Consider the following 12,251-nt stretch of genomic DNA (forward strand, 5'->3'; position numbering starts at 1 on the left):
TGGCCTGCTGGAGAAAAAGCGTGCTGAACAAGCTGGGCATCAAAGGCCGCGTACTGCTGCTGACCATCCTGCCCGCCAGCCTCATGGCTGCGGTGCTGGGCGGGTATTTCACCTGGATGCAGCTCCATGACCTGCAAAACCAGCTGTTGCAGCGCGGGGAAATGATTTCCGAAGACCTCGCGCCATTGGCGGCACCCGCCCTGGGTCGCAACGACAAGGTGCTGCTGGAACGCATCGCCGTGCAGGCGCTGGAACAGACCGATGTGCGTTCGGTGTCATTCCTCAGCCCGGAACGCGAGATCCTGGCCCATGCCGGGCCAAGCATGATCAACGAAGCACCCATCGGCAGCGCCACGCACCTGCTGCAGCGCTCGGGCAACGATGCGACGCGCTATTTGTTGCCGGTGTTCGGCCGCCAACGCCATTTGACGGGCGCCATGGTGCCCGAAGAAGCCGATCGCCTGCTGGGGTGGGTAGAGCTGGAACTGTCCCACACCGGCACCTTGCTGCGCGGTTATCGCAGCATGTTTGCCAGCCTGTTGCTGATCGCTGCCGGCCTGGCGCTCACCGCCATGCTCGCATTGCGCATGAGCCGCACGATCAACGTGCCCATCAGCCGCATCAAGCAGGCCGTGGCCCAGCTCAAGGACGGCAATCTGGAAACCCGCCTGCCGCCGCTGGGCAGTCTGGAACTGGACGAATTGGCTTCGGGCATCAACCGCATGGCCGCCACGTTGCAGAACGCTCAGGAAGAACTGCAACACAGCATCGATCAGGCCACCGAAGACGTCCGGCAGAATCTGGAAACCATCGAAATCCAGAACATCGAGCTGGATCTGGCCCGCAAGGAAGCCCTTGAAGCCAGCCGCATCAAGTCCGAATTCCTCGCCAACATGAGCCATGAAATTCGCACACCGCTCAATGGCATTCTGGGTTTTACCCATCTGTTGCAGAAAAGTGAGCTGACCCCGCGCCAGTTCGATTACCTGGGCACCATCGAAAAATCCGCCGACAGCCTGTTGAGCATCATCAACGAGATTCTGGATTTCTCGAAGATCGAAGCCGGCAAGCTGGTGCTCGACAATGTGCCTTTCAACCTGCGCGATCTGTTGCAAGACACCCTGACCATTCTCGCCCCCGCCGCGCACGCCAAGCAGCTTGAGCTGGTGAGTCTGGTGTATCGCGATACGCCGCTGTCGTTGCTGGGCGACCCGTTACGGCTCAAGCAGATCATGACCAATCTGGTCAGCAACGCCATCAAGTTCACCCGCGAGGGCACCATCGTCGCGCGGGCCATGGTCGAAGACGAAACCGAAGACAGCGCACAGTTACGCATCAGCGTGCAGGACACCGGCATCGGCCTTTCCAGCCAGGATGTGCGCGCGCTGTTTCAGGCGTTCAGTCAGGCGGACAACTCGTTGTCCCGGCAACCGGGCGGCACCGGGCTGGGACTGGTGATTTCCAAACGCCTGATCGAGCAGATGGGCGGCGAGATCGGCGTGGACAGCTCGCCGGGCGAAGGCTCGGAGTTCTGGATCAGCCTCAACCTGCCCAAGGCACGGGACGATATCGAAGACTTGCCAGCGCTGCCGTTGCTGGGCTTGCGCGTCGCGGTCCTGGAACACCACGATCTGGCGCGTCAGGCGCTGGAGCACCAGCTCGAAGACTGTGGCCTGGACACGCTGGTGTTCAATAATCTGGAAAACCTGCTCAACGGCGTGACCGCTGCGCACCAGACTCCGGCAGCCATCAGCCTCGCGGTGCTGGGCATCACTGCCCACGAACTGCCGCCGGAACGCCTGCGCCAGCACATCTGGGATCTGGAAAACCTCGGCTGCAAAGTTCTGGTGCTGTGCCCGACCACCGAACAGGCGCTGTTTCAACTGTCGGTGCCGGATATCTATACCCAACTGCAGGCCAAACCGGTCTGCACGCGCAAGCTTCGCCGCACGCTGTCCGAACTGATCACGCCCAAGGTCATTCGCAGTGATGTCGTCGAACCGCTGTCCAGCCGACCACCGCGCTTGCTTTGCGTGGACGACAATCCGGCAAACCTGTTGCTGGTACAGACGCTGCTGGAAGACATGGGCGCAGAAGTGGTCGCCGTCGACAGTGGCTACGCCGCGTTGCAGGCGGTGCAGGCCGACACCTTTGATCTGGTGCTGATGGACGTGCAGATGCCAGGAATGGACGGTCGCCAGGCCACCGAAGCCATTCGCGCATGGGAAGTCGAGCGCCAGAGCTCGTCGCTGCCGATCGTCGCCCTCACGGCTCACGCCATGGCCAACGAGAAGCGCGCCCTGCTGCAAAGCGGCATGGACGATTACCTGACCAAGCCCATCAGCGAGCGGCAACTGGCCCAAGTGGTTCTCAAATGGACCGGGCTGGCCCTGCGCAATCAGGTGCCGGAACCCCGCGCCGAGAAAGCCCGAAGCAGCGCAGATCTCGACGTCCTCGATAATGAAGAAGGCCTGCGCCTGGCCGCCGGCAAGCCCGATCTGGCGGCCGACATGCTGGCCATGCTTCTGGCCTCCCTGGAAAGCGACCGCGAAGCGATCCGCACCGCACGTGAAACGGATGACCATGCCGGCCTTATCGAAAGGGTCCACCGCCTGCATGGCGCGACTCGATACTGCGGAGTCCCGCAATTACGTGCCGCATGTCAACGCAGCGAAACCTTGCTCAAGCAAAATGCTCCGGAAGTCTATGAGGCTCTCGACAACCTGGAAAAAGCCATCAACCGCCTGACCATCGAGGCCCGGGTGAGTGTTTGAAGGCGCGCTGCCGGGATCAATCGGTGGGAGCGAGCTTGCTCGCGAATAGAGCAGTCGATTAAAACTTCCGAGCCTGAAACTTAAGGCCTTCGCGAGCAAGCTCGCTCCCACACAGTCCGCACAAATCCAAGGAACTCTCTACCCTAATGCACACCCTTATTTTCAGCAGCCAGACCTACGACCGCGAAAGCTTTCTCGCCGCGAAACTGCCCGGCGACCTGAAACTGCACTTTCAACCGGCGCGCCTGACTGTGGAAACCGCCGCGCTGGCCCACAAGCATCCGGTGGTGTGTGCGTTCATCAACGATGATTTGAGCGCGCCGGTGCTGGAGCGCCTGGCGGAGGGCGGCACAAAACTGATTGCCTTGCGCTCGGCGGGTTATAACCACGTCGATCTGCCCACCGCGCAGAAGCTGGGAATCAGCGTGGTTCGCGTACCGGCCTACTCGCCCCATGCCGTGGCCGAGCATGCCGTCGCGTTGATTCTCGCTCTGAATCGCCACCTGCACCGCGCCTACAACCGCACCCGCGAAGGGGATTTCAGCCTGCACGGATTGACCGGTTTTGACCTGGTTGGCAAGACCGTGGGCATCGTCGGCACCGGGCAGATCGGCGCGACCTTCGCAAAAATCATGGCGGGTTTCGGCTGCAAGCTGCTGGCCTACGATCCATACCCCAATCCACAGGTGCAGGCGTTGGGTGCCGAATACGTGAGCCTGCCGCAACTGCTGGCCCAGGCGCAGATCATCAGCCTGCATTGCCCGCTGACCGAGCAAACCCGGCACCTTATAAATGAAGCGTCGCTGGCGACCCTGCAAACCGGGGCGATGCTGATCAATACCGGACGCGGCGCGCTGGTCGATACCCCCGCACTGATCGAGTCGCTGAAAAGCGGACAACTGGGCTATCTGGGGCTCGACGTCTATGAAGAAGAAGCGTTGCTGTTCTTCGAAGACCGCTCCGACCTGCCGCTGCAAGACGATGTCCTGGCCCGTTTGCTGACCTTTCCCAACGTGATCATTACCGCTCATCAGGCCTTTCTGACTCAGGAAGCGCTGGGCGCCATCGCGCAGACCACGCTGGACAACATCGCCGCCTGGGCCAATGGCGCTGCGCAGAATCTGGTGGTCGGTTAACAGGGACAGCGCGCATCGAACGCATGTTAGGATGCGCGCAATTTGGAGGACCCCATGGCCGAACACGATTTTCGCTACAGCATGCTCAACCCGCAACACACCCTGACCGAGTGCCGCACCCTGGCGCCCGGTCGCTATCAAGTCACCGGTAATGGCGGCTCGATTCACGACAACGATCAGTTGCTGGTGACCATCAAGGGCAGCAAAACCCTGCACATGCGCCTGACTGTCGCCAAGGTTCGGCACTTGATCAACCCGCCCGGCCAATGGATTGCCGTGGCCAGCGGTCCGGTGTTCGACGAGCTGGCGATCCATCAGTGGAAGGTCAACTGCGACAGTTGCACTACCGTGCTGGATTTCGAGTTCATGGTTGACGCCAAACAGGGTGTCTCGGCGCAAAAACCGGCTGCCGCTGCACGCATTGCCGAGCTGGGTTGGAAAACCGTCGGCGAGAAACACTTGTGCAAGAAGTGCCAGGAGAAAGCCGCATGAAACCGCTCGCTTTCCTGGGGCTGGTTGGCAGCGCGATGCTGGTCGGCTGCGCGGCTCAGCCGCTGCCCATCAAACAGGATCAAAGCTACGTGCTGGAATGGATCGGTGAACGGCCGCTGATCGACAGCAGCCATTTGACCATGACCCTCGGCGCGGACGGTCGCGCCTACGGCACGGGCGGCTGCAACCATTGGTTCGCGTCGTACACCCTGGACGAAAAAAGCATCAACTTCGGCCCCGTGGGCAGCACCCGCAAACTCTGCACGCCGGCCTTGATGGAACAGGAACAACGTTTCCTGCAGGCATTGGACAAAGTCCAGCGCTGGGACATCTCACCCATCGACCAACTGCGCCTGTGGCCCGCCGAAGGCAAGCCACTGCGGTTTTGGGAAGAGAGCTGATTGAGATAGCACATAGCGATCGTAGGACCGGCTTCAGCCGGGAGGGCGCAAGGTCTGACGACGCAACTGTTGTGAATGTACCTGACTCCTCCCGGCTGAAGCCGGTCCTACGGGATATGAACAATCACGCGGTATATCTGGCCCACCGAGGCGCCTGATTCGCGGGCAAGCCTCGCTCCCACAGGATGGCGTTGGAGCTATCCCTCCCCACGCAACGCCTTCAAACGCTGCGCAACACCGGCCGAGGTTTGTTCGCCCAGCAGTTGCTCACGCAGCTTGCCCTTGTCGTCGATGATGTACGTCACCGGCAAGGCTTCGCTGGGCGGCAGTTCGTAGCGTTCGGCGGGGTCCTGGGCCAGGACAGTGAACTTGATACCCAACGCGTTGGTAGCCGTTTTCAGGTCTTCGCCTTGCAGGTTGTCGAAGTTGACCCCCAGCACGCTAACCTGTTGATCCTTGAGCTGCTCGGACAAGGCATTGAGTTCCGGGATTTCCGTGCGGCACGGACCGCACCACTCGGCCCAGTAGTTGATGACCAGCCAATGCTTGTCGATGCGATTGCTCGCCACTTTCTGGCCATTCTGGTCCACGCCCAGATCCGCGCCGCAGCCGCCCAGCAACAGGCTGCCGACAATCATCGCTATTGCTGCCAATCGCCTTGCCATGTTTTCCCCCACTGCCTTCGAATCAGAGCCAAACCTGCGACCGATCACCACCCCATGTTCAGCCAGTGCCATCACACGGGTAGAATAGCCGCCACCTTACGCAAGATGCGACCTGCAAATGACCGATCTGACGCTTTATCACAACCCGCGCTGTTCCAAATCCCGCGGTGCGCTGGAACTGCTGCAAGCCCGCGGCCTGAGCCCGACCATCCTGCTGTATCTCGAAACGCCGCCCGATGCCGCGCAATTGCGCGAGCTATTGGCCAAGCTGCGCATCGGCGCCCGGCAACTGCTGCGCACTGGCGAGGACGACTACAAAGCCCTCAATCTCGGCGATAAAAGCCTCAGCGACGACGATTTGATCGCCGCCATGGCTGCTCATCCAAAACTGATCGAGCGCCCTATCCTGATCGCTGGCGACAAGGCAGCAATCGGCCGCCCACCGGAAAACGTATTGGAGATCCTGCCGTGAGCGCGCCTTATATTCTGGTTCTGTTCTACAGCCGCAACGGCTCGACCAGCGAAATGGCCCGGCAGATCGGACGCGGCATCGAAGCCGGTGGCATGGAAGCGCGTCTGCGCACAGTGCCGGCGATTTCCACCGAATGTGAAGCCGTGGCACCGAGCATCCCGGAAAGCGGCGCGCTGTATGCCAGCCTCGATGACCTGAAGAACTGCTCCGGCCTGGCCTTGGGCAGCCCGACGCGCTTTGGCAACATGGCCGCGCCGCTCAAGTATTTCCTCGATGGCACCAGCAACCTGTGGCTGACCGGCGCACTGGTTGGCAAACCCGCCAGCGTGTTCACCTCCACCGCCAGCCTGCACGGCGGTCAGGAAACCACGCTGATGTCGATGTTGCTGCCATTGCTGCACCACGGCATGCTGATCACCGGCCTGCCTTACAGTGAATCGGCGCTGGTGGAAACCAGCGGCGGCGGCACCCCGTACGGCGCCAGCCACCACGCCGGAGCCGACGGCAAGCGTCCGTTGGACAAGCATGAAACCGAACTGTGTCGCGCGTTGGGCCAACGACTGGCGAAAACCGCACAGTTGCTGGAGACGCCTCGTGGCTAAACGGCCGAAGATCCTTCCCGCGCTGGAGTGGCTCGAACCCAGAGTACGCATCAGCCGGGTCGTCAGCCTGATCTGCTTTTTGGGTTTGATCGCCCTGCTGACCGGTTATTACCTGTTTGTCGCCGATCTGCACGGCGCGCGTCCGTGGGTCATCCTGATCATCGAACTGGTGCCCTTGCTGTTGCTTGCCCCCGGCATGCTGGTCGGCAACACGCGCAGCCATTCCTGGACCTGCTTCGTGGTCAATCTGTACTTCATCAAGGGTGCGCTGGCGGCTTACGATCCAAACCGTTCGGTGTTCGGCGTGCTGGAAATGCTCGCCAGCCTGGCCGTGTTCACCAGCGCGTTGCTGTACGTGCGCTGGCGTTTTCAATACAACCGCAAACTTGCGGGTGAAGGTTCGGTCTGAGGTTTACCCAGACCCGTGCGTTGGAGCATGAATGCAAGACTACAAATGGCTGAATGAGTATTGCCTGAACCGTTTCGGCTCAGCGAAAGCCCTGGAAGCACATCTGCCGACACCCAAGACCGCCAAACAACTGCAAGCCATCAGCGCCGACCGTTATCTGTCGACCATGGCCTTGCGGGTGTTTCGTGCCGGTTTGAAGCACAGCCTGGTGGACTCGAAATGGCCGGCGTTCGAAGAAGTGTTCTACGGCTTCGATCCGGAAAAGGTCGTGCTGATGGGCGCCGACCATCTGGAGCGCCTGATGCAGGATGCGCGGATCATTCGCCACTTGGGCAAGCTCAAGAGCGTGCCGCGCAACGCGCAGCTGATTCTGGACATCGAGCAGGAACACGGCAGCTTCGGCCAGTTCATCGCCCAATGGCCGGTGGATGACATCACCGGGCTATGGCAGTACATCGCCAAACATGGCAACCAGATGGGCGGACTTTCCACGCCGCGCTTCCTGCGCATGGTCGGCAAAGACACTTTCATCCCGACCTGGGACGTTGTTGCCGCCTTGAACGCGCAAAAAATCGTCGACAAAGTGCCGACCAGCAAACGCGATCAGGCCATCGTCCAGCAAGTGTTCAATCAGTGGCACGGCGAAAGCGGGCGGCCGCTGTGCCAGCTTTCGGCGATGCTGGCGTTTACCGTCAACCACTGATTTTTTCAAGCGGACTCAGAGAGAAGCGCTCGCCATCGCGCGCTTCGTATACCATATCCGCCAGTCAACCCAACATGAGTCATCTGCGTGCCCCTTCTCTTGCCTGACGCTCCCAACCTCGGTGTCGCCCCTTCGGCGTCCGAGGTCATTGCCAAACACCTGCGCGAAGCCATTATTTCCGGGCATTTCGCTGAGGACGAGCCGATTCGTCAGGACGACATCGCCAAGGTCTTCAACGTCAGCAAGATTCCGGTGCGCGAAGCCCTGAAACGCCTGGAGGCCGAAGGATTGGTGCAATTCCAGCGTAACAAGGGCGCGGTGGTGACGCGGATTTCCGAGCCGGAGCTGGCGCAGATCTTCGAAGTGCGAGTGCTGCTGGAGGTCCAGGCGATTCGCCTGGCAGTGCCGAAGATGACCGAGGACCACATCAAACGGGCACTGGCTATCTGCGATGAGTTCATGACCGACGACAACGTAGGACGTTGGGCAGAACTCAACTGGGCATTTCACACCTGCCTGTATGAAGCAGCCGAGCGACCGTTTCTGCTCAACCTGATTCGCTCGATCCACGACAAGGTCGAACGCTACCTGCGCCTGCAAATGAGCTTCGCCGAAGGCAAGTTGCGCGCCGATCAGGAACACCGGGAGATTCTCCAGGCCTGTGCCGAACGCAACGTGGACAAAGCCGCCGAACTGATCGATCACCACATCATTGGCGTGTGCCGCGAGCTGTATGCACACCTGCCCAACGAGTCGATACACGAAGTCTGACGCTGTGCCGATTTCGTCATCGGCATCGGTGAAATCCTTCAAGACCGTCGGCAATGTCAGCGTCACCCTGTAGTCGTCTCTCAACGGCAGGTGACCTGATGAAACGCATCCGCATCCTCGACTCCCACACCGGCGGCGAACCGACGCGGCTGGTGCTGGAAGGCTTCCCCGAGCTGGGCACCGGCAGCATGGCCGAACGCCGGCAGATCCTTGCCGAACAGCACGATGACTGGCGCGCCGCAACCGTACTGGAACCGCGCGGCAGCGACGTGCTGGTCGGTGCGCTGCTCTGCGAACCGGTTGACCCGAGCGCCTGCGCGGGTGTGATTTTCTTCAATAACAGCGGCTATCTCGGCATGTGCGGCCACGGCACCATCGGACTCGTGGTCTCGCTCGCGCATCTGGGGCGGATCAACGCGGGTGTGCATCGCATCGAAACCCCGGTGGGCACGGTTGAAGCCACGCTGCATGACGACGGTTCGGTCAGCGTGCAAAACGTGCCGTCGTATCGCTATCGCAAAGCGGTGAGCATCGAAGTGCCGGGCATCGGCAGCGTCACCGGTGACATTGCCTGGGGCGGCAACTGGTTTTTCCTGATTGCCGAACACGGCCTATCGATCAGCAGCGACAATCTCGACGCGCTCACGGCGTATACCTGGGCGGTGCGTCAGGCCCTGGAATCCCAGCGCATTCTTGGCGAAGACGGTGGCGAAATCGATCACATCGAGCTGTTCGCCGACGACGATCACGCCGACAGCCGCAACTTCGTGCTGTGCCCCGGCAAAGCTTATGACCGCTCGCCCTGCGGCACCGGTACCAGCGCCAAACTGGCGTGTCTGGCGGCCGATGGCAAACTCGCACCGGGGCAAATCTGGCGCCAGGCCAGCGTGATTGGCAGCCAGTTCGAAGGCTTCTATGAATGGCAGGGCGAGCGCGTGGTGCCGACTATTCGTGGCCGCGCCCACATCAGCGCTGAAGCGACGTTGCTGCTGGCCAGCGACGATCCGTTCGCCTGGGGCATTTGCCCGTGACGGCGGAGCGGGCAGCCGATGTGATCATCATTGGCGGCGGCATTATCGGCGCGGCCTGCGCTGACGAGCTCGCCGGCCAAGGCCTTGACGTGCTGGTGCTCGATTGCAATCGACCCGCCGCGACCGCCGCAGGCATGGGCCATCTGGTGGTGCTGGACGACAATCGCGACGAACTGGCCCTTAGCGAATATTCGGTGCGTGCCTGGCGCGAACTCGCTCCGCAATTGCCGGAAGATTGCGCCATGCGCACCAACGGCACGCTGTGGCTGGCCTGCAATGCCGAAGAAATGGACGCTGCACGAGGCAAACAACAGACCTTGCTGGATTACGGCATGAGCTGCGAGTTGCTTGGCGCACAAGCCGTGGCCGACGCGGAACCCGCGTTGCGCAACGGCCTGCATGGCGCCTTGAAGGTCAGCGGCGATGGGATCCTGTACGCGCCGAATGCCGCGCGCTGGCTGTTGCAACGGCATGGGCCGCGTATCCGCCAACGCACGGCGCAGGTCACCGAGGTGCAAGGTAATCGGCTGCGCCTTGCCGACGGCCAATGGCTGAGTGCCACGGCGGTGGTCCTCGCCAACGGCATCTACGCCAGCGAGTTATGCCCGGAACTGCCGCTGCACGGCAAAAAAGGTCACTTGCTGATCACTGATCGCTATCCGATCCAGATCCGCCACACGTTGGTGGAACTGGGCTACGTCACCAGCGCCCATAACGCGACTGGCCCGTCTGTGGCGTTCAACGTGCAACAGCGGCCCACCGGCCAGCTGTTCGTCGGTTCCTCCCGGCAATTCGATAATCAGGACGCCGAGGTTGAAGGCTGGATGCTCGGCCGCATGCTGCGTCGGGCCAGTGAGTTCCTGCCAGGCCTGAGCCAGATGACAGCGATTCGCAGCTGGACCGGCTTTCGCGCCGCCACTCCGGACGGCTTACCGTTGATCGGCGAACATCCCCGACAACCCGGCCTATGGCTGGCGGTCGGCCATGAAGGCCTGGGCGTTACCACTGCGCCCGGCACTGCGCACTTGCTGGCCGCACAACTGTTGCGCAAACCTTCGCCGCTGCCGGTTGACGCTTATCTGCCGCAACGTTTCATCGGAGCCACCGCCCATGCCTGAATTGAGTATTGATGGCCGCCTGCTTGAGGTCATTCCCGGCACATCCGTGGCCGCAGCGCTGGACTTGATCGGCGACGGTTGCAGCCGCACCTCTGTGAGCGGTCAACGACGTGCGCCGTTGTGCGGCATGGGGATTTGTCAGGAATGCAGGGTCAGCATCGACGGCAAACGCCGTTTGGCGTGTCAGACGTTATGCCAGGACGGCATGAATGTGGAGACACTGCCATGAACGAATCAGTCGATCTATTGATCATCGGCGCGGGTCCGGCAGGATTGGCGGCGGCGCTTGCGGCGGCTCCCGGCGGCGCGCGCATTACATTGATCGATGACAACCCGTTGCCCGGCGGACAAATCTGGCGTGACGGCCCGCAGGCAGGTATTCCCGCGCAGGCGCGATCAATGCGTGACGAGTTGCAGGCCTTTGCCAACATCAGTCTGCACAGCGCCTGCAAGGTCATCGCCCGTGGCGGTCCCCGGCAACTGCTGGTGGAAAACGCCGAGCGCGGCGGGTTGATCAACTACGAAAAACTGATCCTGTGCACCGGCGCCCGTGAATTGCTACTGCCCTTCCCCGGCTGGACCTTGCCAGGCGTCACCGGGGCCGGTGGTCTGCAAGCCTTGATCAAAGGTGGCCTTGCGGTGAAGGACCAACGAATTGTGATCGCAGGCAGCGGGCCGTTGTTGCTGGCAAGTGCGGCGACCGCCAACGCCAAAGGCGCGCAGGTGTTACGCATTGCTGAGCAGGCTTCGCTGACTGCGCTGGCCGGTTTCGCTGCGAGTCTGTGGCAATGGCCGAACAAGGCCTGGCAGGCGGTCGGGCTGTTTGACCGACACTATCGCGCGGGTAGCCATGTGATCGCCGCGCTGGGCACGAATCACCTGGAAGGCGTGCGCATCCAGACTGGCAAACGGATCGAAGAAATTCCCTGTGAACGTCTGGCCTGCGGCTTTGGTTTGGTGCCCAACGTCGAATTGGGTCAAGCCTTGGGCTGCGAGGTGGTTGAGCGCGCCATTGTCGTGGATGAATGGCAGGAGACCCGCCTGGAGCATCATTACGCGGCGGGGGAATGCACCGGTTTTGGTGGCAGCGAACTGGCGCTGGTGGAGGGTCGCATCGCCGGTTTGGCGGCCATGGGTTTGCAGCAACAGGCGCAAGCGCTGTGGCCGCAACGTCAGCGCTGGCAGCGTTTTGCCGATGCGTTGCGGCGCAGTTTCGCCCTTGATCCCGCGATCAAAAACCTCGCCGAGCCGCAGACCTTGGTGTGCCGTTGTGAGGACGTTTCCTACGCTGCGCTGGCTGGGCATTCCGACTGGAAACACGCCAAACTCGCCACCCGCTGCGGCATGGGCGCGTGCCAGGGCCGCATCTGCTCGACGGCCACGCAAACCCTGTTCGGCTGGGAACCGCCCGCAGCACGCCCGCCCTTCAGCCCGGCGCGGGTGGAGACGTTGATGGCATTAGATCCGTAATCGGCTGATTTCGTTGGAGCGACCGGGGTGGCGATCCACCTTGCCCGCGAAGGCAGTATCACTGACTCCGAAATTATTTCGGATGTACTGGCCTCTTCGGGGACAAGTCCCCTCCTGCCGGGTTGTGCAGGGCTCGGTAGGACCGGACTTGTCCGGGAAGGCATCGGGTCTGGTGGCGAAGATCCTCAGCGCTTGCACGTTCGCTTC

Annotated in this window: 15 protein-coding genes; 13 read left to right on the forward strand and 2 right to left on the reverse strand. The window is 61.7% G+C overall.

All coding sequences use genetic code 11. From position 1 onward, the window contains the following. Positions 1 to 20 precede the first annotated feature (20 nt). The 4 genes from AFK24_RS04365 (at position 21) to AFK24_RS04380 (ending at position 4,803) form a co-directional block, all read left to right on the forward strand. Complete coding sequence (locus AFK24_RS04365; protein ID WP_065832072.1) at positions 21 to 2,774, forward strand: response regulator; 2,754 nt, start codon at positions 21 to 23, stop codon at positions 2,772 to 2,774. Positions 2,775 to 2,920: 146 nt separating this feature from the next. Then, positions 2,921 to 3,910 (forward strand): 2-hydroxyacid dehydrogenase, encoded by a 990-nt coding sequence (locus AFK24_RS04370; RefSeq protein ID WP_065832073.1) that lies wholly within the window; start codon positions 2,921 to 2,923, stop codon positions 3,908 to 3,910. A 54-nt stretch (positions 3,911 to 3,964) separates the two neighbouring features. Continuing rightward, positions 3,965 to 4,402, forward strand: a complete 438-nt coding sequence (locus AFK24_RS04375) for a hypothetical protein (protein ID WP_065832074.1) — start codon at positions 3,965 to 3,967, stop codon at positions 4,400 to 4,402. Further along, positions 4,399 to 4,803 carry an META domain-containing protein gene (locus tag AFK24_RS04380; protein WP_065832075.1) on the forward strand — a complete coding sequence of 135 codons (405 nt, stop codon included), beginning with the start codon at positions 4,399 to 4,401 and terminating at the stop codon, positions 4,801 to 4,803. Before AFK24_RS04375 ends, AFK24_RS04380 begins: the two co-directional genes overlap by 4 nt. Before the next feature lie 197 nt (positions 4,804 to 5,000). Here the strand turns inward: AFK24_RS04380 and AFK24_RS04385 are convergent, their stop codons facing one another. Next, positions 5,001 to 5,468 (reverse strand): TlpA family protein disulfide reductase, encoded by a 468-nt coding sequence (locus AFK24_RS04385; RefSeq protein ID WP_065832087.1) that lies wholly within the window; start codon positions 5,466 to 5,468, stop codon positions 5,001 to 5,003. A 118-nt stretch (positions 5,469 to 5,586) separates the two neighbouring features. Here AFK24_RS04385 and arsC point away from each other — a divergent pair, with 118 nt between their 5' ends. From arsC to AFK24_RS04430, 9 genes are all read left to right on the forward strand, one after another. Next, on the forward strand, positions 5,587 to 5,940 hold the full coding sequence (arsC, locus tag AFK24_RS04390; RefSeq protein WP_065832076.1) for an arsenate reductase (glutaredoxin): 354 nt from the start codon (positions 5,587 to 5,589) through the stop codon (positions 5,938 to 5,940). Further along, a complete protein-coding gene (wrbA, locus tag AFK24_RS04395; RefSeq protein WP_065832077.1) occupies positions 5,937 to 6,542 on the forward strand; it encodes an NAD(P)H:quinone oxidoreductase in 606 nt (201 codons plus the stop codon). The genes arsC and wrbA overlap by 4 nt, the downstream gene beginning before the upstream one ends. After that, the gene (locus tag AFK24_RS04400) at positions 6,535 to 6,951 is read left to right on the forward strand and encodes a DUF2069 domain-containing protein (RefSeq protein WP_065832078.1); all 417 of its coding nucleotides are present in this window, start codon (positions 6,535 to 6,537) and stop codon (positions 6,949 to 6,951) included. The genes wrbA and AFK24_RS04400 overlap by 8 nt, the downstream gene beginning before the upstream one ends. 31 nt (positions 6,952 to 6,982) lie before the next feature. Then, a complete protein-coding gene (locus AFK24_RS04405; protein WP_065832079.1) occupies positions 6,983 to 7,654 on the forward strand; it encodes a DNA-3-methyladenine glycosylase I in 672 nt (223 codons plus the stop codon). Positions 7,655 to 7,753: 99 nt separating this feature from the next. Continuing rightward, positions 7,754 to 8,425: a GntR family transcriptional regulator gene (locus AFK24_RS04410; RefSeq protein WP_065832088.1), complete on the forward strand. Its 672-nt coding sequence runs from the start codon at positions 7,754 to 7,756 to the stop codon at positions 8,423 to 8,425. A 98-nt stretch (positions 8,426 to 8,523) separates the two neighbouring features. After that, positions 8,524 to 9,456, forward strand: a complete 933-nt coding sequence (locus AFK24_RS04415; protein WP_065832080.1) for a 4-hydroxyproline epimerase — start codon at positions 8,524 to 8,526, stop codon at positions 9,454 to 9,456. After that, on the forward strand, positions 9,453 to 10,574 hold the full coding sequence (locus AFK24_RS04420; RefSeq protein ID WP_065832081.1) for an NAD(P)/FAD-dependent oxidoreductase: 1,122 nt from the start codon (positions 9,453 to 9,455) through the stop codon (positions 10,572 to 10,574). Before AFK24_RS04415 ends, AFK24_RS04420 begins: the two co-directional genes overlap by 4 nt. Further along, entirely contained in the window at positions 10,567 to 10,803 is a 237-nt protein-coding gene (locus AFK24_RS04425; RefSeq protein ID WP_065832082.1) for a (2Fe-2S)-binding protein, read from the forward strand. The genes AFK24_RS04420 and AFK24_RS04425 overlap by 8 nt, the downstream gene beginning before the upstream one ends. After that, complete coding sequence (locus tag AFK24_RS04430; protein ID WP_065832083.1) at positions 10,800 to 12,044, forward strand: NAD(P)/FAD-dependent oxidoreductase; 1,245 nt, start codon at positions 10,800 to 10,802, stop codon at positions 12,042 to 12,044. Before AFK24_RS04425 ends, AFK24_RS04430 begins: the two co-directional genes overlap by 4 nt. Here the strand turns inward: AFK24_RS04430 and AFK24_RS31315 are convergent. Continuing rightward, the coding region (locus tag AFK24_RS31315) for a hypothetical protein (protein WP_205884850.1) at positions 12,033 to 12,251 on the reverse strand (219 nt) is incomplete at its 5' end. The two genes, AFK24_RS04430 and AFK24_RS31315, sit on opposite strands and share 12 nt — an antisense overlap.

The organism is Pseudomonas syringae (assembly GCF_001698815.1).
GTDB classification, from domain to species: domain Bacteria; phylum Pseudomonadota; class Gammaproteobacteria; order Pseudomonadales; family Pseudomonadaceae; genus Aquipseudomonas; species Aquipseudomonas syringae_A.

Excerpts from the sequence above, each read along its gene's own strand:
- AFK24_RS04375 (WP_065832074.1), top strand. The coding sequence starts at position 3,965 with ATGGCCGAACACGATTTTCGCTACAGCATGCTCAACCCGCAACACACC.
- AFK24_RS04370 (WP_065832073.1), top strand. The coding sequence starts at position 2,921 with ATGCACACCCTTATTTTCAGCAGCCAGACCTACGACCGCGAAAGCTTT.
- AFK24_RS04405 (WP_065832079.1), top strand. The coding sequence starts at position 6,983 with ATGCAAGACTACAAATGGCTGAATGAGTATTGCCTGAACCGTTTCGGC.
- AFK24_RS04415 (WP_065832080.1), top strand. The coding sequence starts at position 8,524 with ATGAAACGCATCCGCATCCTCGACTCCCACACCGGCGGCGAACCGACG.
- AFK24_RS04430 (WP_065832083.1), top strand. The coding sequence starts at position 10,800 with ATGAACGAATCAGTCGATCTATTGATCATCGGCGCGGGTCCGGCAGGA.
- AFK24_RS04425 (WP_065832082.1), top strand. The coding sequence starts at position 10,567 with ATGCCTGAATTGAGTATTGATGGCCGCCTGCTTGAGGTCATTCCCGGC.
- arsC (WP_065832076.1), top strand. The coding sequence starts at position 5,587 with ATGACCGATCTGACGCTTTATCACAACCCGCGCTGTTCCAAATCCCGC.
- AFK24_RS04385 (WP_065832087.1), bottom strand. The coding sequence starts at position 5,468 with ATGGCAAGGCGATTGGCAGCAATAGCGATGATTGTCGGCAGCCTGTTG.
- AFK24_RS04380 (WP_065832075.1), top strand. The coding sequence starts at position 4,399 with ATGAAACCGCTCGCTTTCCTGGGGCTGGTTGGCAGCGCGATGCTGGTC.